The organism is Symbiopectobacterium purcellii, from assembly GCF_052050035.1.
GTDB lineage: Bacteria > Pseudomonadota > Gammaproteobacteria > Enterobacterales > Enterobacteriaceae > Symbiopectobacterium > Symbiopectobacterium purcellii_A.
In genome coordinates, this window is the sequence record NZ_CP189882.1 from 4777113 (window position 1) to 4796120 (window position 19008).

Below are 19008 nucleotides of genomic sequence, written 5' to 3' on the forward strand. Positions count from 1 at the left end.
AATGGAGCCATTTACACAAAATTCTTTACAGACTCTTATCCCAACCCCATTAGATAAACTGCTTTTTATTTTATTGTATTTAAAATGTTATCCGACCTATGATTTGCAAGGACTTCTTTTTGGTTTAGATAGAACACGGGTGGCTTTGTTGAATAAATCAGAATTAGCCGACAGGATGACTCCCTCTGCTACACCTGTTATCCTATCCTGACGCTGTGTGGCATACCCAACAACGTCATACGGTTCAGCGCTTTGACCATCGCTATGGCTTCACCTACTTGAGCCTCATAGTCACGCAGGCTCAGATGGCCACCCAGCAAAGTTTTTATGCGGAACATCGCTGTTTCTGCCACTGAACGCCGGTGATAACCCACTTTCTTTTTCCACATATCATTACTCCCGCTCAGACGCTGATTCGCCACCGCATGGTTACGTTCATGGTACTTGTCCGGCCAGTATTTGGCTCCGCTTCGCGGCGGGATAAGGGGCCTGATTTTCTTTCTTAGCAACGCATCGTGGCAGTAACGGGCGTCATAAGCACCGTCTGCTGACACTTCCCTGATTTTTAGGTGGGTTTGGTTAATCAGGCCCGGCAGTGCCTGCGCATCTGTCGTTCCGCTGAGCGACAAGTCGGCACAGATAATCTCATGCGTCGCACTGTCTGCTGCCAGATGAAGCTTGCGCCACACTCTTCGTCTGTCAGCCCCATGCTGCATGACTTTCCATTCACCTTCGCCAAAGACCTTCAGACCGGTACTGTCGATGACCAGATGCGAGATTTCACCACGCGTTGGCGTTTTTATGCTGATACTGACGGTTTTTGCCCGCCGACTGACCAGAGAGTAGTCCGGGCAGCGCAGTGGCAGGCTCATCAGGGCTTTGTTGAATAATTTAAGATACTGATTTATATAAGCATTATAAAATTTCAACGACTAATTTTTCCTCTCGGAATGCTTTTTATTGTGCTAACTATTTGATTTGTCGTTCTAACAAAATACATTCTCTGTAAATGCATTCTAACTAAAGAAGATGTAAATCAAACGGTTAAATTATTCAACAAAGCCGCTCATCAGTGTAAAAACCGAGTCGACAAAGCCCTGTAATGCCCGGAGCGACAGGTTAAACACGCGCTTTATCATCAAAACCGTGGTAACAGCCATATCGGTGTAGTAAAGCGGCCGACCACGACCTTGAGGCGAAGAACTGTCAGTCCATGCAGCGATGGCCGACTCATCAAGCCAGACCGTCAGGGAGCCGCGTTGTCTGAGTGCTTTGTTGTAGGTGGGCCAGTTGGTGATTTTAAACTTTTGCTTTGCCATGGGGAGCTGCTATCGGGAGCGATGATAGTGCTTTGATCCCGCGATCCCCTGAAAGTTCGATTTATTCAACAAAGCCAACACGGGTATGTCGCTGGGTAAAAATATTATTGCCGGTTTTAGAGATGACCTTGGGGCGAGAATGTGTTTTGCCCGCTCGTCAAATTCGCTCTGCTGAGGAATTTTTTCGCGCCTTTCCTGGAGTTAAAGACGTCTTTATTGATGGGACAGAGCGACCTGTCCAAAAGCCTAAGAATCTGCGTCGGCGAAAAAAATGTATTCGGGAAAGAAAAGACAGACCACTCGAAAAGGGCTTATTATGACTGACGAAACAAGGCAAATTGGATTTATCCCCATGAGCAAAAATGGGCGCCGTCACGATAAACGCTTACTCGATAAAGTCGATATAATTCGCCATATTCCTCCTGAGGTAACCATCTGGGCAGATACCGGTTTTCAAGGTATAGATAAACAGCATCCTAATACACAAATCCCAAAAAAAGGAACTCGAAAAAGACCTTTATCGCCTGAACAAAAACAAGAAAATAAAATAATCTCGGGCATCCGTATTACAGTTGAACACGAGTCTGTAAAGAATTTCGTGTAAATGGCTCCATCGCTTAACCGGAAATCCGATCTCCATACATCAACATGAATTGGCTCATAGCAGGTTTCCAGTCTCTGATTGGTAGGGTCCATTTAGCCGAGATATTATGCAAGGCTAGATAGAATAATTTTAGCACCGAGTCATCCGTTGGAAATATTCGTCGCGTTTTCGTTATCTTGCGCAATGAAGCATTTAACGACTCTATCGCGTTGGTGGTGTAGATAACCTTGCGGATCTCCGGCGGAAAATCAAAAATGACGATGAGACGTTCCCAATTATTTCTCCACGATGGGCTGATCGTCGGGAACTGCTCATCCCATTTGGCCGCGAAGGCATCCAGGGCCTCTTCAGCGCCCTCTAGCGTTGCGGAACTATAGATAGTGCGGAGGTCAGCAGCAACGGCTTTACGCTCTTTCCAGCCGACGTAGCGCAGCGAGTTCCGCACCTGATGCACGATGCAGAGCTGTACCCGCGTATGCGGGTAAACAGCTTCAATGGCATCAGGAAAGCCCTTCAGGCCATCGCAGCAGGCGATGAAGATGTCCTGTAGCCCACGATTTTTCAGTTCTGTCATTACAGATAACCAGAACTTGGCCCCCTCGATTTTGGCTATCCATAGCCCCAGCAGCTCTTTTTCGCACTGGCCGTTGATGCCTAGAGCCAAGTATACAGACTTGTTGGTCACGGCTCCGCCGTCCTGGCTTTTGACCACAAAACAGTCAAGGTAAACAATGGGATAAAACGCATCCAGCTGCCGTTGCTGCCAGCGCTTAACGTCATCCATCACGGCATTGGTCACTTGAGAAATGAAGCCAGCGGAAACATCGACCCCGTAGACTTCTTTAAAGTGAGCCTGAATATCACGGGTTGATAGCCCTCTGGAATAGAGAGAAATAATGCGGTCATCGAAGCCGTTAAGCTGCTTTTCGTGCTTACCGATCAGTGTCGGCTCGAAGGTACTGTTGCGGTCGCGCGGAATATCGAGCTCGAGCGCCCCATTTTGGTTACGTACGCTCTTGGATGTCTTGCCATTGCGGGAGTTGCCTGAATTATTACCAGCCGGGTCATGCTTAGCATACCCAAGGTGTATCTCCATCTCAGCTTGAAGAACCCGTTCCGCCAGTCTTTTAGTCAGCTCCTTGAGTAGGCCTGATTCACCCAGAAGCTCCTGAGGGGAGTTGCAATCCTGAAGCAGTTGGTCAATAAGTTCGTTGCTGATAGGCATTTTTTGTCCTCTGAAGGTTTTCCTCAAAATGCCATTTACACAGATCTTTTTACACTCTATCACTGCGTTCATCGCCGGTGTCGATATGATGACACCGGCGATGAGGCGAAATCCCGCGTAATCCTGCTATTCTTTCACGCCATGCGCCAGCATTTCTGCCGCTTTACGACGTTGAGACCAGTAAAAACCCAACCAGATAACGCCTACCCAAACCGGGATTAACAACACAGAAATCCGAATGCCTGGCGTCATTAACATAATGACCAGAATGGCTGCCAGGAAAAGTAAGCACAGGTAGTTACCATAAGGATAGAAAATTGCCTTGAAATGGGTCACCACGCCGCGCTGGTCCATCGCATGGCGGAAACGCAGATGCGCCACGCAAATCATGATCCAGTTAATCACCAGCGTTGAGACTACCAGCGCCATCAGAAGCTCAAAGGCCTTACCTGGCATCACATAGTTAATCAGCACACCAATCGAGGTCGCCAGCTCAGAAAGCGCAATGGACCGCACTGGTACACCGCGACTATTCACGCGAGACAACCAGCGCGGCGCATTCCCCTGCGTCGCGAGGCCGAATAACATGCGGCTGTTGCAGTATACCCCACTGTTGTATACCGATAACGCAGCGGTCAATACCACCAGATTCAGCACATTGGCGATAGCGTTACTGTCCAGCGCATGGAAAATCATCACAAATGGGCTGCCGCCGCTGACGACGTTCTGCCACGGATAGAGCGACAGTAAGATACCGAGCGAACCAATATAAAAGATCAGAATGCGGTAGACGACCTGATTAGTCGCTTGCGGGATGGAGCGCTTAGGATCGGCGGCTTCAGCGGCAGTGATCCCGACCAGTTCCAATCCACCGAAAGAGAACATGATAACTGCCATCGCCATCACCAGGCTATTGACGCCGTGCGGGAAAAAGCCACCATGCTGCCACAGGTTGCGTACCGTAGCCTGCTCTCCGCCCTGCCCACTTAGCAGCAACCAGGCCCCAAAGCCAATCATGCCAAGGATCGCCAGGACTTTGATGATGGCGAACCAGAATTCGGTTTCACCATACACTTTCACGTTCACCAGATTGATGGCATTGATCAGTACAAAAAATACCGCTGCCGATCCCCATGTGGGCACATCAGGCCACCAATACTGAATGTAGATCCCGACGGCTGTGAGTTCAGCCATACCCACCAGGATAAACATTGCCCAGTAGTTCCAGCCAGCGAGGAAACCGGCGAAGCTGCCCCAATACTTATAGGCAAAATGGCTAAACGACCCTGCAACCGGCTCTTCAACCACCATTTCGCCCAACTGGCGCATGATCAGGAAAGCAATAATGCCCGCGACACCGTATCCCAAGAGTACGGAAGGCCCCGCCATCTGAATGGTTTGCGAGATCCCTATAAACAGCCCCGTGCCTATCGCACCGCCCAAGGCGATTAATTGAATATGGCGATTCTTCAATCCCCGTTTTAACACCAGCTCACTATCTACTGCCATGTTGTATTCACTTTTCCATTTGCTGTTTTTGATTATTGTACGCACGGCATCACGTTGGTTACGTGCGCTATGTATAAGCAATGCAGGCCAGCGTAGAACCGTTGCAATTTGCCTTAGCGTTCGGGAATTACGTTGAACGCATCAAATTCTGGCGCGGGTGCGGCCGACGGGTGCAACATGGTTTCAGGCTCAGACGGTGTACTATCCGCGGTGACAGGCGCTAACGATTGAAGCAACGCGGTTTGAATACGTTGCTGTTCCAAAATTTCTTGTAGCAGGCGGATCTTTTCATTGGCACGAACACTGGCGCGATTGACAAAAAACCAGACCAACGCAGCAAACAGCACCATCAACATGATAAAAACAATCTGTAAAATATTCACAACAACCCCAACTCATACTCTCAACCCAAGCATATCCGGGTCATACTATCACTTCGTAGCCGCCCACGCCTATTACATCCTGCTCATGAACCGCCTTTCAGACGAGACCGTCTGATCTCGGCCAGCGATTGGACCTGTTTTCCTTCAGTATCGAAGTTACCCTGCGCCAGCCAATCGAGAAAATCTTGCTTGCGCTGTGGCCACTCATTATCCAACAAGGAGAACCAGGCAGTGTCACGCGCACGTCCTTTATAAACAATAGCCTGACGGAAAATGCCTTCAAAGGTTGTAGTGGTTGAATAATCAGGACACTAAACTTACATCCAAAACGGAGGTGTTTAGTGAACCATAAACGACAATTTACCCCTGAGTTTAAAAAGGAAGCCGTTGCCCTGGTAACAGAGCAGGGCTATACGATAGCCAGGGCAGCAGCATCGCTTGGCATAAGCAACAAAACCCTGCATACATGGGTCTCGCTGGCACGCGAGCAGAGCAACGGCGTACTCAGCGATGATGAACGTGCAGAGTTAAAACGGTTACAAAAGGAAAACAAAGAGTTACGTACAGAGAAGGAGATACTAAAAAAGGCGAGTGCCTTCTTCGCGAAACATATGTCGTGAGATACCGGTTCATTCTCGACAATGCCACTGACTTCAGCGTTCGTACACTCTGTCGGGTCATGCGTGTGACGGCCTCTGCCTGGTATGCATGGCGAAAAAAGCCCGCCGAACCGCTGCAAAAAGACGTGGAGGTCCGGGTCAGGTTAAAGGCGCTGTTCGCCGCCAGCAGGCAGGGAGCGGCTTTGTTGAATAATTTAACGTTTTGATTTACAACTTCTTTAGGTGGGATGCATGTACAGAAAATGTATTTTGTTAGAGCGATAAATCAAATAGTTAGCACAATAAAAAGCATTACGGTAGTAAAATTTAGTCGTTAAAATTTTATAATACCCATTTAAATCAGTATGTTAAATCATTCAACAAAGCCGCAGGGAGCAGGAAGCCGGACGCTGGTCAAAAGGCTTCGTGGAGAAGGCATCATAATCAGCCGCTGGCGGGTGAGGAAACTCATGCAGGAAGAGGGGCTGGTCTGCCGACAGCGCCGGACTTATAAGGTCACGACAAAACCCCGCCCGGGTGCAGGGGTGGCCCCAAACCTGCTGAACCAGAATTTTAACCCGCCGGGGCCAAATCAGGTGTGGGCGAGTGACATCACGTATCTGAAGACCGGTGAAGGCTGGCTGTATCTGGCGGCTATTATGGATTTGTACTCCCGGCAGATAGTGGGCTGGCAGGTGGACAGACGGATGACCTCATCGCTGGTCTGCGGGGCCCTGATGAAGGCATATAACCTGCGAACTCCACCGCCGGGCCTGGTGGTGCATACGGACAGGGGGGCGCAGTACACGGGACAACGCTTTCAGGCGCTGCTGAGCAGCTACAGGCTGAGGAGCAGTATGGGAGACGTGGGTACCTGCTGGGATAATGCGGTGATGGAGCGCTTCTGGGGCAGTCTGAAACATGAATGGTTGCTGCTGGTACCCCAGCCAACACGGGCTTACATGGAGCAGGATGTGGCGACGTATATCCGCTACTACAACCTACACAGGCATCATGCCGCTAACGGGGATCTGTCTCCGGTGCGTTATGAACAAATGGCTGAGAAAAAACTGTCCTGATTTACTTGACCACTGCAGCCCGTAGAGGTTCACATGCTCAGTCATTATTCCCATCCCCCAGATGTTAAAAAACCCACCGTCAGGCAGGCTTTTTGAGAAGCAATCGTTTGTTCAGCGAAAGACGATTCAGAACGGATAGTCGTGATAGCCCATCTGCTCGGAGATGTTTTTTGCTGCGTGATGCAACATGGCAACATATTCGTGCATGCTTTCTTCTGCAAAGCGAATGGTAGGGAATGAAATACTCAATCCGGCAATCACCACGCCGAAACGGTCAAAGACGGGCACAGCGATACAGCGCAAGCCTTCTTCCTGTTCTTCCTTATCTTCCCCATACCCTTGCACACGTACGGTATCCAGCAGAGGTAACAATTCATCCGCGCTACCCACCGTATGCGGCGTACTGCGGGTAAATTCCACTTTACTCAGGATTTCAACCACTTCGTCACGATCGCGCCAGGCCAGCAACACTTTACCAATGGCGGTACTGTGCAGCGGGTTGCGACGACCAATGCGAGAATACATACGTAGATTGTACATGGAATCGATCTTGTGAATATAAACGATACCATCTTCATCCAACGCACCGAGGTGGATGGTTTCTTTCGTCAGCGCGGACAATTCGCGCATCTGAATATCAGCACTACGAATCAAATCTACGTTTTGCAACGCCTTGGCGCCCAGTTCGAACAACTTAAGCGTTAACGAATACTTCTCGGATTCTCCTTCCTGCGCGACATATCCCAAGGACTTCATCGTCTGCAAAAAACGGTAGACTGTACTTTTAGACATCATGACGCGCTGGGAGAGTTCCGTAATACCGATCTCTCTTTCCTCACCTAATGCCTGCAAAATACCAAAAACTTTCAAAACGGACGACACGGAATCGGGCTGTTTATCTAAATCTGCAATAGCCATTTTTTTGGGTACCCTACTCAGTTTTTTTGTTTTAAAAAAAATAGAACGATGGTTTTAGTATAAAGGGAACACACTGATTATGGCAATGGAACAATAACGATAATCAAGGGACTTGCTTATTATTAAAGTTATTATACCCGTTACACCTCACACTACGGCGGCGTTAGCGACGCTCGCTGGCCCGAATCACTTATCTTTATAAGCTTATCGGACGCTACTCGCTTGCTAACGATGTTACTGCAACGCGAAATATTCAGGGCTTATTCTATTCGTCACCGAGAACACAGCGACGAATAGAAAAAACCCCATTCCGTTGCCGGGATGGGGTTCTGGGTTTACTTCCAAACTGAATCAGGTACGGCGGCAAGATAAAGGGCTGGTTTGCCATACACATCCGAGGTTAACAGGATGCGTTTATTGTCCGGCGTAAAGGACGGATGCGGGTGTGTTACCTGACGATCGCCTTCCAACACATTCCACGAGGTGTTGTGCTGTGCAACGCGGTGCTCTTTGCCGGTTTGCAGGTTAAACACATACAGGAACGGATCGTTTTCGATTTTGTAACCGCCGTCATCTTGTACATCAACCGGTGCATCAGAACCGTCACCCACCAGGAGCGTGCCGTCATAGTTACTCATCAGGTGAGAACAAGGCGGCATAACGCGCAGTTGCGTATCTTCCAGCGTAACCGGGTTGATGCTGCGTATATAACGGTTGGTGTCATCTTTCAGATAAGACACATAGATCATGGCAGAGCCATCCGGCACCCAGAATTCGTGCGTGCAGCTTTCACCTTCCGCATGCTCTTTGCCCCATTCCCACTCGAAACGCAACAAAGTGACCCACTGGCCAGAGTCGGATAAAATCACCGTTCTGGCCCTACTGGAGATCCCGTTGCATGCAGGGAAAACATCTGACTCACAAAGAGCGGTTCTACATCGAAAAACGGCGTGGTGATGGGGTTAACCAGGCCACCATCGCCCGGGAACTGGAGCTTCCTCGTTCTACCATCAGCAGGGAACTCAGACGCAATACCGACGCCGCTTTCAACGGGGTCTATTCCTGCAGAAGGGCCGAAACGTTGGCCAGAGGGCGGCGGCAGAAAACTCGGCCGGACAGCGTGATTAACCAGCTTGAACCGCACATTCAGGACTTTATCAGAACGGCGCTGTCTACCCACACCTCACCTGAGGTCATCAGTGGGCGCCTGGTCCTGGAATTTGGCCTGTCCGTCAGCAAGAACTCGCTCTATCGCTATATCCAGCAGGAGCGCCGGGCCGGCGGTGAGCTGTATCAGCAGCTCCCTCATCGGGGTAAACGGTATAACTATCAGACCGATGAGAACAAACGCGGTCCTATTCCCAACCGTGTTGGCATTGAGCAGCGGCCGGCCGTTGCTGACCTCAAGCAGGAACCCGGGCATTTCGAGATTGACACCATCTTTGGCAAAGATCAGAAATCATTCCTGCTGACGGTGGTCGATAAAGCCGTCAAGCTGGTCATCATTCGCAAACTGCCCAACAAGCGAGCAGAGACAGTGGTAGCGGCCTTCAGGGACATCGTTGCCAATACCTTCTGCGAGTTTAAAACCCTGACTGCTGACAACGGTTCTGAATTTTCCCAGCACGGGGAAATTACAAAAGTCACGGGGGCACCGGTCTACTTTGCCCGGCCATATCATTCCTGGGAACGCGGGTTGAATGAGCATACCAACGGGCTGATACGGCGTTTTTACCCGAAGGGAACGGACTTCAATTATGTCACCCATCGCAAGGTTGCAGCACTCGAACACCTGCTCAATACGCGAGGCCGAAAATCGCTGGGTTATCGTTCTCCAAATGAGGTATTTTTAACGCACTTACAGGCGGCATAATGCCCTACCGTTTTGTTGCGTTTCGACTGGGAATGGGGCTTTGACTTTACGCATGTTGCTGCCGTCTTCATTGATGAACCACATACGGGCATCAACCAGGTCATGTGGACCTTCATGGCAGAACGCGGCTTTGTTGAATAATTTAACCGTTTGATTTACATCTTCTTTAGTTAGAATGCATTTACAGAGAATGTATTTTGTTAGAACGACAAATCAAATAGTTAGCACAATAAAAAGCATTCCGAGAGGAAAAATTAGTCGTTGAAATTTTATAATGCTTATATAAATCAGTATCTTAAATTATTCAACAAAGCCGCAGAACGCGACAGTGTTGTCATCGCCAGGACGATAGATCGGGTGACCCAGCCAGCGTTTTTCTTGCAGAATGGTCTGCGCTTCACCGGTTTTCAGATCGATACGGATCAGTCGGCAGCACGGATTGGTGAAATAAAGCGTGTTGCTTAATAGTGAAATAAGGGTGTTTCGGTGATTGAAGTAAATTTTACGCTGTTCTGAGATGGAAATTCCAAAGACCGGCGCTAAGGAGTAAGAAGGTATCATCAATAAAGGGTCTACGATTCCGTAAAATTTGGGTCATGCAACCGAGGCGCTTGATACCCGCGATGGCGTGTTCAACTGTAATACGGATGCCCGAGATTATTTTATTTTCTTGTTTTTGTTCAGGCGATAAAGGTCTTTTTCGAGTTCCTTTTTTTGGGATTTGTGTATTAGGATACTGTTTATCTATACCTTGAAAACCGGTATCTGCCCAGATGGTTACCTCAGGAGGAATATGGCGAATTATATCGACTTTATCGAGTAAGCGTTTATCGTGACGGCGCCCATTTTTGCTCATGGGGATAAATCCAATTTGCCTTGTTTCGTCAGTCATAATAAGCCCTTTTCGAGTGGTCTGTCTTTTCTTTCCCGAATACATTTTTTTTCGCCGACGCAGATTCTTAGGCTTTTGGACAGGTCGCTCTGTCCCATCAATAAAGACGTCTTTAACTCCAGGAAAGGCGCGAAAAAATTCCTCAGCAGAGCGAATTTGACGAGCGGGCAAAACACATTCTCGCCCCAAGGTCATCTCTAAAACCGGCAATAATATTTTTACCCAGCGACATACCCGTGTTCTATCTAAACCAAAAAGAAGTCCTTGCAAATCATAGGTCGGATAACATTTTAAATACAATAAAATAAAAAGCAGTTTATCTAATGGGGTTGGGATAAATCCTTTCTGCCGAGTCTGTAAAGAATTTCGTGTAAATGGCTCCATCGCTTAACCGGAAATCCGATCTCCATACATCAACATGAATTGGCTCATAGCCGGTTTCCAGTCTCTGATTGGTAGGGTCCATTTAGCCGAGATATTATGCAAGGCTAGATAGAATAATTTTAGCACCGAGTCATCCGTTGGAAATATTCGTCGCGTTTTCGTTATCTTGCGCAATGAAGCATTTAACGACTCTATCGCGTTGGTGGTGTAGATAACCTTGCGGATCTCCGGCGGAAAGTCAAAAATGACGATGAGACGTTCCCAATTATTTCTCCACGACGGGCTGATCGTCGGGAACTGCTCATCCCATTTGGCCGCGAAGGCATCCAGGGCCTCTTCAGCGCCCTCTATCGTTGCGGAACTATAGATGGTGCGCAGGTCAGCAGCAACGGCCTTACGCTCTTTCCAGCCGACGTAGCGCAGCGAGTTCCGCACCTGATGCACAATGCAAAGCTGTACCCGCGTATGCGGGTAAACAGCTTCAATGGCATCAGGAAAGCCTTTCAGGCCATCGCAGCAGGCGACGAAGATGTCCTTTAGCCCACGATTTTTCAGTTCTGTCATCACAGATAACCAGAACTTGGCCCCCTCAGTTTTGGCTATCCATAGCCCCAGCAGCTCTTTTTCGCCCTGGCCGTTGACGCCGAGGGCCACATAAACAGACTTGTTGGTCACGGCTCCGCCGTCCTGGCTTTTGACCACAATACAGTCAAGGTAAACAATGGGATAAAACGCATCCAGCGGCCGTTGCTGCCAGCGCTTAACGTCATCCATCACGGCATTGGTCACTTGAGAAATGAAGCCAGCGGAAACATCGACCCCGTAGACTTCTTTAAAGTGAGCCTGAATATCACGGGTTGATAGCCCTCTGGAATCGAGAGAAATAATGCGGTCATCGAAGCCGTTAAGCTGCTTTTCGTGCTTACCGATCAGTGTCGGCTCGAAGGTACTGTTGCGGTCGCGCGGAATATCGAGCTCGAGCGCCCCATTTTGGCTACGTACGCTCTTGGATGTCTTGCCATTGCGGGAGTTGCCTGAATTATTACCAGCCGGGTCATGCTTAGCATACCCAAGGTGTATCTCCATATCAGCTTCAAGAACCCGTTCCGCCAGTCTTTTAGTCAGTTCCTTGAGTAGGCCTGATTCACCCAGAAGCTCCTGAGGGGAGTGGCAATCCTGAAGCAGTTGGTCAATAAGTTCGTTGCTGATAGGCATTTTTTGTCCTCTGAAGGTTTTCCTCAAAATGCCATTTACACAGATCTTTTTACACTCTCGGGATAAATCCTTTCTGCCCTGCACCCATCTGCCGCTCGTGATCTTTTCGATTCTTTTTCCGATAAATCAAATAACAAGCTGAAAATTCAGCGGCTAAATTTTTCAATTCTTCGACTGATAATCCAATGATTGCTTTACATAAACGATTATCTCGTAACAACCGCTCTTTGTTGATCATTTCAAACCTTTATTCTCTAAGTTAAACCTCTTTTTATTCTCAATAGCCTGACAAAAAATGCAAGTCTCTATTCAGCAACTAGTTTATAGAACTCTTGAAATTTTTTCCAGTCGGTCAGCGGCTGCCAGTCTTCTTTCTTGATCTCGATCCGCACCATCTTGGTGCAATCGGAGTTGGCAACCCAGGTGCCGTAACCTACCCACTCATCCGGTACTTGATAAATGGTGGTTTCTTCCAACGTGTTCAGATCAACACGCATCAGGTTGCGGGTGTTCTTCACATAGTACAGCGCATCATCTTCAGGAGACATGAAACCACCAAAGGTGTTGTCACCTTTGCCTTCCGTCAGTTGTGTCGCTTCCTGCGTGTTCAGATCCAGCAGGTAGTAGTTCCAGGGGCCATCAAATGCGCTGCCGAACAACAGTTTGCTTCCGTCATTGGAGAAGCACTTCTGGTAGAAATAGTTTCGATGGCAAATAACATCGGGAGGCGTTAAACGCACCACTTCGGTGCCAGTTGCTGCGTCTTGATAGGTATGAAACGAGAGGGGAATCTTTTTGCCTTTGGCCATCGTAAATCCTTAGAACATATCGAAAAGAATACGGCTAGCACCAGCAGAGGACACAAGTCTTGCGACTCACAGCCACACTGATGCGATAGATCTGTAATACCAGTATTATAGAAAAAGCGTTTCAATTTTCCGTGATCACGGTTTTATTTTATGAAACATTCTCCTTATTTTCATCCCCTGTTTTCCCAGTAAAAAAGGAATTTATGCTATCAAGACAGAGGTATAGAGAATAACACGTTATAGCAAACAGGGAGCCCGCAATGGGCTCCCTGTTGTGGAATGGTTTGTTTTTGCGGAAGTTTTATTTCAAATATGCACCGCTCCGCAGCGCTTCGATGCGCTTATCCAACGGCGGGTGTGACATAAATAACTCACTGAAAGATTTTGATTTACCGTTGATACAAAACGCCATCATGCTACCTTCTTCCTGCGGTTCGTAGCTGGTTTTCAAGCGCTGCAATGCGGCAATCATCTTCTCACGGCCCACCAACTTGGCCGATCCTGCATCCGCATAGAACTCGCGATAGCGGGAGAACCACATGGTAATGATGCTGGCCAGAATACCAAACACCAGCTCCAGTACCGTTGCCACGGCAAAATAGACCAGCGGGTTACCGTTGCTGCTTTCACCTTCGTCGCGGTTGCCTGAAAGGAAACCGGATGCCACCTGTGCAATCAGGCGCGAGATGAATATAACAAAGGTGTTCACTATGCCTTGAATCAGCGTCATGGTCACCATATCACCGTTCGCCACGTGACTGATTTCGTGGGCAATGACCGCCTCGGCTTCATCACGGCTCATGTTTTGCAGCAAACAGGTGCTGACGGCCACCAGCGACGCATCACGTCGTGCCCCCGTCGCGAAGGCGTTGATATCAGGTGCGTGATAAATAGCAACCTGCGGCATCGCAATGCCAGCCTGCTGCGATTGTACCCGCACGGTGTCAAGCAACCAACGCTCCGTTTCATTACGCGGTTGTTCGATCAGTTCACCGCCCACCGAGCGTAGAGCCATCCATTTGGACATCAGCAGTGAAACGAACGCACCACCAAAGCCAAACAGGCCAGCCATGATCATAAGCCCCTGGACACTGCTGGACCGAATTCCCGTCAGGCTGAGAATCAGCCCGAAGACCAACATCACCGCCAGGTTGGTGATCAGGAAAAGCGCAATACGCATCATAACAGTCTGATTTCCTCTTTAAAGGGATTAACATCGTTCACAACACGATGGTATGGGTTATCACGCCGTTTTCAAGCATTCTTAATCTTCCTATCGCTAAAACGACATAACTTTACATTTTGTAATAACCTGCTCCGTCGCGACACGCCTTACAACCGCTCAGCCTGTCATCGCGCCGGAATCATACCCGTGAAACAGCGCCATAAAAAAGCCCCCGGGTAAAAACCCAGGGGCTCTGCATAATAAGGGATTTATGTGGTTAGTACAGCGTATTATCCGCGGGCATGCGCCACTGTCGCAGGCATATCGGGTTGCGAGCGGATATGCTTGGGCGGTTTGATTCACAGCGCAATCAGCAGTGACAGCGCTGACAGTATCGCGATCGCAATAAAGGTAGCATGAAAACCGCCCAGCCGTGCCGCAATGAAAGAACCGGACAGCGCACCGATACCAAATCCCTGATAAATCACGCCATAGTTTTTACTGTGATGTTTCAGACCGAAGAAGTCGCCGACAATGGCTGGGAACACGGTGATATTGCCGCCAAAACAGAAGGCAATGGCGCTGACACAGATGAAAAACAGCACGGTGACGAGAGTGTAAAAAGATCTGTGTAAATGGCATTTTGAGGAAAACCTTCAGAGGACAAAAAATGCCTATCAGCAACGAACTTATTGACCAACTGCTTCAGGATTGCCACTCCCCTCAGGAGCTTCTGGGTGAATCAGGCCTACTCAAGGAGCTGACTAAAAGACTGGCGGAACGGGTTCTTCAAGCTGAGATGGGGATACACCTTGGGTATGCTAAGCATGACCCGGCTGGTAATAATTCAGGCAACTCCCGCAATGGCAAGACATCCAAGAGCGTACGTAGCCAAAATGGGGCGCTCGAGCTCGATATTCCGCGCGACCGCAACAGTATAGCCAAGCGACTTAATTTTGATTACACCATATGGACTGAGAACAAACTCTCTGTATCGCAACCCATCTCTCTTTTTTTGCTTTTTGCTTGTGCCCATTTATGCTCAATTGGGTTAAGATCTGGCGAATATGTAGGCAAATACTCCACCATATACCCTGCATCGATGATGACTTGTTGAATATTATGTTTTTTGTGAAAAGTGGCATTGTCCATCATGATTACACTGTTTTTAGGGAGTACTGGGATAAGGACTTGTGTGACCCAGGCATAGAAAACATCGCTGTTAATATTGATATCAAATAATCCGATAGCAAACAGCGTTGTGCCTAATAAAGCGCCGATAACATTTGTTCTTCCCCTAGCTCCCCAGTTCTTCAGGCCAAAACACCGTTGACCTTTTGGGGAATAGCCGTGAGTCCGTGGGGCATCGTGTGAAAAACCACTTTCATCAATAAAAACAATAGGTTTACCTTCTTTTTCATACTGTTGTTTTTTTTGTTGAAATCCCTGCCGGGCGTTTTCGTCGGCTTTCGGATGACGTAGAGTTTTTTTTATAGGTCAATCCCAGCTTTTTAAGCGCTTGCCAAATGGCCTTCTGACAAACGCCAAAACGCTCTGCACGTTCTTTTTGGTAAGCATCTGGATATTGTTCAACATCTTTTATCAACTCGGATTTATCGATCTTTCGCTGACGCGTGGTCGATGCTTTTGACTCTATTTGATTAATCCAACGCGATACAGAGGCAGGGCCAATCCGAAATTGCTTCGCTGTTTCTCGGATACTCAACCCTTCGTTTTTCCGTGTAGATATCACTTTACGTCTAAAATCAATTGAATAGCTCATTTAAATAATGTAATCAAAATTAAGTCGTTTAGCTATATTGTGGTCAAAAGCCAGGACGGCGGAGCCGTGACCAACAAGTTTGTTTACTTGGCTCTAGGCATCAACGGCCAGTGCGAAAAAGAGCTGCTGGGGCTATGGATAGCCAAAACCGAGGGGGCCAAGTTCTGGTTATCTGTAATGACAGAACTGAAAAATCGTGGGCTACAGGACATCGGTGCGTGTCAAGGTAGTTGTCGCCCCAGTTGATTCATACGGCCTGTTTTTCCCGTTCCGGATTTAGCCACACTTCGTCCTGCCGCTCCCAGTTTCTTGTTGGCCCTGACCAACGATGCGGGTTCTGCATTTTTGCTGCCTCATACACCGATTTTCGCTTTACCAGCAACTGGCTGTCTTCGCCTCTGTGCCGCTGGCCCGGCGTGACATACCGGATACCGCTATGGCGATGTTCCTCGTTGTACCAGCCGACGAAGGTTTCCACCCAGGCTCGCGCATCTTCCAGCGTTGCAAAGCCTTTTTCAGACCATGCAGGCACGTATTTCAGCATCCTGAACAGCGATTCCACGTGGGCGTTGTCGTTGCTTACCCGCGGCCGACTGTGTGACGGGGTTATCTTCAGCTCCGCAAGCTTCACCTGCAGCACCTGTGACTTCATCGGTGCACCGTTATCCGCATGCAGTACCAGCGGCTCCTGCCAGCAGCGCTCGCTCAGCACCGTTCGCTTCAGCAGTTCTGCTGCATACTCGCCGCTTTCGACCGGCTACACCTCATAACCCACTATTTTGCGACTGAACACATCTTCTATGAGATACAGGTAGAACCAGTGACCCATTCCCACTCGAAACGCAACAAAACGGTAGAGGCTTATGCCACCAGTAAGTGCGTTAAAAATACCTCATTGGGGGAACGATAGCCCAGCGATTTTCTGCCCCTTGTATTGAGTATGTGTTCGAGTTCGGCAATCTTACGATGACTGACCTGACTGAAGTCTGTTCCCTTTGGGTAAAAACGTCGTATCAGCCCGTTGGTGTGCTCATTCAAGCCCCTCTCCCAGGAATGATAAGGATGGGCAAAGTAGACCTGCGCCCCTGTGATTTGAGTAATTTGCTCGTGCAGAGCGAATTCAGGGCCGTTATCAGCTGTTAGGGTCTTAAACTTGCAAAAGGTATTAGCTTCAATGTCCCTGAAAGCAGCAACCACAGTTTCCGCACGCTTATTAGGCAGTTTGCGAATGATGACGGTTTTCAATGCTTTATCTACGATGGTTAACAAGAATGACTTCTGGTCTTTGCCAAAAATAGTGTCAATTTCGAAGTGGCCAGGCTCCTGTTTAAGCTCGGCTTGAGCTGGGCGATACTCAATACCAACACGGTTGGGAATAGGGCCTGATTTGAGGTTTTCGGCATTGTATAGCCAAGCGACTTAATTTTGATTACACCATATGGACTGAGAACAAACTCTCTGTATCGCAACCCATCTCTCTTTTTTTGCTTTTTGCTTGTGCCCATTTATGCTCAATTGGGTTAAGATCTGGCGAATATGTAGGCAAATACTCCACCATATACCCTGCATCGATGATGACTTGTTGAATATTATGTTTTTTGTGAAAAGTGGCATTGTCCATCATGATTACACTGTTTTTAGGGAGTAATGGGATAAGGACTTGTGTGACCCAGGCATAGAAAACATCGCTGTTAATATTGATATCAAATAATCCGATAGCAAACAGCGTTGTGCCTAATAAAGCGCCGATAACATTTGTTCTTCCCCTAGCTCCCCAGTTCTTCATGCCAAAACACCGTTGACCTTTTGGGGAATAGCCGTGAGTCCGTGGGGTATCGTGTGAAAAACCACTTTCATCAATAAAAACAATAGGTTTACCTTCTTTTTCATACTGTTGTTTTTTTTGTTGAAATCCCTGCCGGGCGTTTTCGTCGGCTTTCGGATGACGTAGAGTTTTTTTTATAGGTCAATCCCAGCTTTTTAAGCGCTTGCCAAATGGCCTTCTGACAAACGCCAAAACGCTCTGCACGTTCTTTTTGGTAAGCATCTGGATATTGTTCAACATCTTTTATCAACTCGGATTTATCGATCTTTCGCTGACGCGTGGTCGATGCTTTTGACTCTATTTGATTAATCCAACGCGATACAGAGGCAGGGCCAATCCGAAATTGCTTCGCTGTTTCTCGGATACTCAACCCTTCGTTTTTCCGTGTAGATATCACTTTACGTCTAAAATCAATTGAATAGCTCATTTAAATAATGTAATCAAAATTAAGTCGTTTAGCTATACCTGTAACGTTTTCCCCGATGAGGAAGTTGCTGATATAGCTCCCCGCCAGCCTGTCTCTCCTGCAGGATATAGCGATATAGCGTATTCTTGCTGACAGATATACCGAATTCCAGGTGCAAACGGCCACTGATGATTTCAGGTGAAGAGTGAGTGGAAAGCGCCTGCCTGATGAAGTTTTGAATGTGTGGCTCCAACGGGTAAAAAGCATTGTTTGGCAGAGGCTTATGACGGCGTTCCCGGGCCAGAGTGTCCGCCCTTCTACAGCAGTAGACACCATTGAAAGTAGGGTCGGTATTGCGTCTGAGTTCCCTGCTGATGGTCGAGCGAGGCAGAGCAAGCTCTCTGGCGATGGTAGCTTGGTTGACACCTTCACCACGCCGCTTTTAGATGTAGAACCGTTTTTTCTGAGTCAGATGTTTTCCCTGCATGCAACAGGCTCTCCAGTAGGGCCAGAACGGTGATTTTATCCGACTCTGGCAAGTGGGTCACTTTGTTGCGTTTCGAGTGGGAATGGGGCAGAGCGATATGATTCACATCATCCCATCTCTGTAATCGCCCCTTCATACTTCCGTCATCTGATACCGATCAACCAGAAGCGCGGCGCTTACTGTGAGGTTACTGCGTTAGAACAACGTAATCATATCCAGTCCTAGAGTCATAAAACACCACACACCCCAAAAAAAAGCGAAATATTATTTCACTTTATAAGAAACGATATTTTGTTAAAAAAAAACTATGGAGATCAAATTTTATAGCGTGTTGTGCCACATGACTGCCCACCATCGCCCGATTACGCTACTTGGCCTTGTAGGGCACAACATCAATAAAATTAGAACGCCATCGAAGAGATTCGTAAAGAACATGCAAATTGGCAAATTGATGAATGAAATCGCTGGATAAGCAGAATACCTTACCACTATCATAGAGCGAGTATGAATGAGGAGTGCGCCGTTTCCTGAAT

20 protein-coding genes and 12 pseudogenes are annotated in these 19008 nt (G+C 48.1%); 9 read left to right on the top strand and 23 right to left on the bottom strand.

Features of this window, described 5'->3' with window-relative positions; genetic code table 11:
* Position 1: 1 nt before the first annotated feature.
* Positions 2–211, top strand: a complete 210-nt coding sequence (locus tag ACQGXV_RS32370) for a transposase family protein (RefSeq protein ID WP_440864319.1) — start codon at positions 2–4, stop codon at positions 209–211.
* Here the strand turns inward: ACQGXV_RS32370 and ACQGXV_RS32375 are convergent.
* Positions 198–875: pseudogene (locus ACQGXV_RS32375) on the bottom strand (IS5 family transposase); the annotation flags it as partial. The gene ACQGXV_RS32370 and the pseudogene ACQGXV_RS32375 overlap by 14 nt on opposite strands.
* A gap of 188 nt (positions 876–1063) precedes the next feature.
* Positions 1064–1319, bottom strand: a pseudogene (locus ACQGXV_RS32380) (transposase); the annotation flags it as partial.
* Between the two features lie 32 nt (positions 1320–1351).
* On the opposite strand from ACQGXV_RS32380, the gene ACQGXV_RS32385 reads away from it, so the two are divergent.
* Positions 1352–1639: a hypothetical protein gene (locus tag ACQGXV_RS32385; protein WP_440864320.1), complete on the top strand. Its 288-nt coding sequence runs from the start codon at positions 1352–1354 to the stop codon at positions 1637–1639.
* Positions 1591–1923 carry a transposase family protein gene (locus ACQGXV_RS32390; RefSeq protein WP_440864243.1) on the top strand — a complete coding sequence of 111 codons (333 nt, stop codon included), beginning with the start codon at positions 1591–1593 and terminating at the stop codon, positions 1921–1923. The genes ACQGXV_RS32385 and ACQGXV_RS32390 overlap by 49 nt, the downstream gene beginning before the upstream one ends.
* A gap of 13 nt (positions 1924–1936) precedes the next feature.
* Here the strand turns inward: ACQGXV_RS32390 and ACQGXV_RS32395 are convergent, their stop codons facing one another.
* The 4 genes and pseudogenes from ACQGXV_RS32395 to ACQGXV_RS32410 form a co-directional block, all read right to left on the bottom strand.
* The gene (locus tag ACQGXV_RS32395) at positions 1937–3148 is read right to left on the bottom strand and encodes an IS256 family transposase (RefSeq protein WP_440864321.1); all 1212 of its coding nucleotides are present in this window, start codon (positions 3146–3148) and stop codon (positions 1937–1939) included.
* A 126-nt stretch (positions 3149–3274) separates the two neighbouring features.
* Positions 3275–4657 carry an amino acid permease gene (locus ACQGXV_RS32400; RefSeq protein ID WP_440867762.1) on the bottom strand — a complete coding sequence of 461 codons (1383 nt, stop codon included), beginning with the start codon at positions 4655–4657 and terminating at the stop codon, positions 3275–3277.
* Positions 4658–4770: 113 nt separating this feature from the next.
* Positions 4771–5013, bottom strand: a complete 243-nt coding sequence (locus ACQGXV_RS32405; RefSeq protein ID WP_440867763.1) for a YebO family protein — start codon at positions 5011–5013, stop codon at positions 4771–4773.
* A gap of 110 nt (positions 5014–5123) precedes the next feature.
* Positions 5124–5324, bottom strand: a pseudogene (locus tag ACQGXV_RS32410) (GNAT family N-acetyltransferase); the annotation flags it as partial.
* Between the two features lie 57 nt (positions 5325–5381).
* Between ACQGXV_RS32410 and ACQGXV_RS32415 the strand changes: the two are divergent.
* The 3 genes from ACQGXV_RS32415 (at position 5382) to ACQGXV_RS32425 (ending at position 6718) form a co-directional block, all read left to right on the top strand.
* Positions 5382–5660 (top strand): transposase, encoded by a 279-nt coding sequence (locus ACQGXV_RS32415; RefSeq protein WP_440862591.1) that lies wholly within the window; start codon positions 5382–5384, stop codon positions 5658–5660.
* Positions 5661–5719: 59 nt separating this feature from the next.
* Positions 5720–5866, top strand: coding sequence for a hypothetical protein (locus tag ACQGXV_RS32420; RefSeq protein ID WP_440864296.1), 147 nt, complete (start codon positions 5720–5722; stop codon positions 5864–5866).
* A gap of 138 nt (positions 5867–6004) precedes the next feature.
* Positions 6005–6718, top strand: a complete 714-nt coding sequence (locus ACQGXV_RS32425) for an IS3 family transposase (RefSeq protein ID WP_440864322.1) — start codon at positions 6005–6007, stop codon at positions 6716–6718.
* A 126-nt stretch (positions 6719–6844) separates the two neighbouring features.
* Here the strand turns inward: ACQGXV_RS32425 and kdgR are convergent, their stop codons facing one another.
* On the bottom strand, positions 6845–7636 hold the full coding sequence (kdgR, locus tag ACQGXV_RS32430) for a DNA-binding transcriptional regulator KdgR (RefSeq protein ID WP_440864323.1): 792 nt from the start codon (positions 7634–7636) through the stop codon (positions 6845–6847).
* 335 nt (positions 7637–7971) lie between these two features.
* A pseudogene (locus ACQGXV_RS32435) lies at positions 7972–8445 on the bottom strand (oligogalacturonate lyase family protein); the annotation flags it as partial.
* Positions 8446–8534: 89 nt separating this feature from the next.
* Here ACQGXV_RS32435 and ACQGXV_RS32440 point away from each other — a divergent pair.
* On the top strand, positions 8535–9509 hold the full coding sequence (locus ACQGXV_RS32440) for an IS30 family transposase (RefSeq protein WP_440862690.1): 975 nt from the start codon (positions 8535–8537) through the stop codon (positions 9507–9509).
* 39 nt (positions 9510–9548) lie between these two features.
* Here the strand turns inward: ACQGXV_RS32440 and ACQGXV_RS32445 are convergent.
* The 8 genes and pseudogenes from ACQGXV_RS32445 to ACQGXV_RS32480 form a co-directional block, all read right to left on the bottom strand.
* Positions 9549–9635, bottom strand: a pseudogene (locus ACQGXV_RS32445) (oligogalacturonate lyase family protein); the annotation flags it as partial.
* Between the two features lie 189 nt (positions 9636–9824).
* Positions 9825–9959, bottom strand: a pseudogene (locus ACQGXV_RS32450) (oligogalacturonate lyase family protein); the annotation flags it as partial.
* 52 nt (positions 9960–10011) lie between these two features.
* Complete coding sequence (locus ACQGXV_RS32455) at positions 10012–10785, bottom strand: transposase family protein (RefSeq protein ID WP_440864324.1); 774 nt, start codon at positions 10783–10785, stop codon at positions 10012–10014.
* Between the two features lie 3 nt (positions 10786–10788).
* Positions 10789–12000, bottom strand: coding sequence for an IS256 family transposase (locus tag ACQGXV_RS32460; RefSeq protein ID WP_440864325.1), 1212 nt, complete (start codon positions 11998–12000; stop codon positions 10789–10791).
* A 49-nt stretch (positions 12001–12049) separates the two neighbouring features.
* A complete protein-coding gene (locus ACQGXV_RS32465) occupies positions 12050–12238 on the bottom strand; it encodes a hypothetical protein (protein WP_440864326.1) in 189 nt (62 codons plus the stop codon).
* An 85-nt stretch (positions 12239–12323) separates the two neighbouring features.
* Positions 12324–12809: pseudogene (gene ogl, locus ACQGXV_RS32470) on the bottom strand (oligogalacturonate lyase); the annotation flags it as partial.
* Between the two features lie 301 nt (positions 12810–13110).
* Entirely contained in the window at positions 13111–13992 is an 882-nt protein-coding gene (gene htpX, locus ACQGXV_RS32475) for a protease HtpX (protein ID WP_440864327.1), read from the bottom strand.
* Between the two features lie 272 nt (positions 13993–14264).
* Positions 14265–14600, bottom strand: a pseudogene (locus tag ACQGXV_RS32480) (MFS transporter); the annotation flags it as partial.
* Between the two features lie 44 nt (positions 14601–14644).
* Here ACQGXV_RS32480 and ACQGXV_RS32485 point away from each other — a divergent pair.
* Positions 14645–14908: pseudogene (locus ACQGXV_RS32485) on the top strand (transposase); the annotation flags it as partial.
* A gap of 26 nt (positions 14909–14934) precedes the next feature.
* On the opposite strand, the gene ACQGXV_RS32490 reads toward ACQGXV_RS32485, so the two are convergent.
* Both ACQGXV_RS32490 and ACQGXV_RS32495 read right to left on the bottom strand, forming a co-directional pair.
* Positions 14935–15468 carry an IS630 family transposase gene (locus ACQGXV_RS32490; RefSeq protein WP_440862665.1) on the bottom strand — a complete coding sequence of 178 codons (534 nt, stop codon included), beginning with the start codon at positions 15466–15468 and terminating at the stop codon, positions 14935–14937.
* Positions 15392–15757 (bottom strand): IS630 transposase-related protein, encoded by a 366-nt coding sequence (locus tag ACQGXV_RS32495; protein WP_440862584.1) that lies wholly within the window; start codon positions 15755–15757, stop codon positions 15392–15394. The genes ACQGXV_RS32490 and ACQGXV_RS32495 overlap by 77 nt, the downstream gene beginning before the upstream one ends.
* Before the next feature lie 36 nt (positions 15758–15793).
* On the opposite strand from ACQGXV_RS32495, the pseudogene ACQGXV_RS32500 reads away from it, so the two are divergent.
* A pseudogene (locus ACQGXV_RS32500) lies at positions 15794–15970 on the top strand (transposase); the annotation flags it as partial.
* A 34-nt stretch (positions 15971–16004) separates the two neighbouring features.
* On the opposite strand, the pseudogene ACQGXV_RS32505 reads toward ACQGXV_RS32500, so the two are convergent.
* The 5 genes and pseudogenes from ACQGXV_RS32505 to ACQGXV_RS32525 form a co-directional block, all read right to left on the bottom strand.
* Positions 16005–16583, bottom strand: a pseudogene (locus ACQGXV_RS32505) (transposase); the annotation flags it as partial.
* A gap of 35 nt (positions 16584–16618) precedes the next feature.
* Positions 16619–17137: pseudogene (locus ACQGXV_RS32510) on the bottom strand (IS30 family transposase); the annotation flags it as partial.
* Positions 17138–17186: 49 nt separating this feature from the next.
* On the bottom strand, positions 17187–17720 hold the full coding sequence (locus ACQGXV_RS32515) for an IS630 family transposase (protein ID WP_440867764.1): 534 nt from the start codon (positions 17718–17720) through the stop codon (positions 17187–17189).
* A complete protein-coding gene (locus ACQGXV_RS32520) occupies positions 17644–18009 on the bottom strand; it encodes an IS630 transposase-related protein (protein WP_440862584.1) in 366 nt (121 codons plus the stop codon). Before ACQGXV_RS32520 ends, ACQGXV_RS32515 begins: the two co-directional genes overlap by 77 nt.
* A 28-nt stretch (positions 18010–18037) precedes the next feature.
* Positions 18038–18241, bottom strand: coding sequence for a hypothetical protein (locus ACQGXV_RS32525; protein WP_440864328.1), 204 nt, complete (start codon positions 18239–18241; stop codon positions 18038–18040).
* Positions 18242–19008 lie beyond the last annotated feature (767 nt).

Bases quoted from the DNA above. Each gene is read 5' to 3' on its own strand.
- ACQGXV_RS32425 (WP_440864322.1), top strand. From the start codon at position 6,005: ATGTTAAATCATTCAACAAAGCCGCAGGGAGCAGGAAGCCGGACGCTG.
- kdgR (WP_440864323.1), bottom strand. From the start codon at position 7,636: ATGGCTATTGCAGATTTAGATAAACAGCCCGATTCCGTGTCGTCCGTT.
- ACQGXV_RS32460 (WP_440864325.1), bottom strand. From the start codon at position 12,000: ATGCCTATCAGCAACGAACTTATTGACCAACTGCTTCAGGATTGCCAC.
- ACQGXV_RS32370 (WP_440864319.1), top strand. From the start codon at position 2: ATGGAGCCATTTACACAAAATTCTTTACAGACTCTTATCCCAACCCCA.
- ACQGXV_RS32495 (WP_440862584.1), bottom strand. From the start codon at position 15,757: ATGAGCTATTCAATTGATTTTAGACGTAAAGTGATATCTACACGGAAA.
- htpX (WP_440864327.1), bottom strand. From the start codon at position 13,992: ATGATGCGTATTGCGCTTTTCCTGATCACCAACCTGGCGGTGATGTTG.
- ACQGXV_RS32440 (WP_440862690.1), top strand. From the start codon at position 8,535: ATGCAGGGAAAACATCTGACTCACAAAGAGCGGTTCTACATCGAAAAA.
- ACQGXV_RS32465 (WP_440864326.1), bottom strand. From the start codon at position 12,238: ATGATCAACAAAGAGCGGTTGTTACGAGATAATCGTTTATGTAAAGCA.
- ACQGXV_RS32420 (WP_440864296.1), top strand. From the start codon at position 5,720: ATGCGTGTGACGGCCTCTGCCTGGTATGCATGGCGAAAAAAGCCCGCC.
- ACQGXV_RS32455 (WP_440864324.1), bottom strand. From the start codon at position 10,785: ATGGAGCCATTTACACGAAATTCTTTACAGACTCGGCAGAAAGGATTT.
- ACQGXV_RS32400 (WP_440867762.1), bottom strand. From the start codon at position 4,657: ATGGCAGTAGATAGTGAGCTGGTGTTAAAACGGGGATTGAAGAATCGC.
- ACQGXV_RS32390 (WP_440864243.1), top strand. From the start codon at position 1,591: ATGTATTCGGGAAAGAAAAGACAGACCACTCGAAAAGGGCTTATTATG.
- ACQGXV_RS32405 (WP_440867763.1), bottom strand. From the start codon at position 5,013: ATGTTGATGGTGCTGTTTGCTGCGTTGGTCTGGTTTTTTGTCAATCGC.
- ACQGXV_RS32520 (WP_440862584.1), bottom strand. From the start codon at position 18,009: ATGAGCTATTCAATTGATTTTAGACGTAAAGTGATATCTACACGGAAA.
- ACQGXV_RS32395 (WP_440864321.1), bottom strand. From the start codon at position 3,148: ATGCCTATCAGCAACGAACTTATTGACCAACTGCTTCAGGATTGCAAC.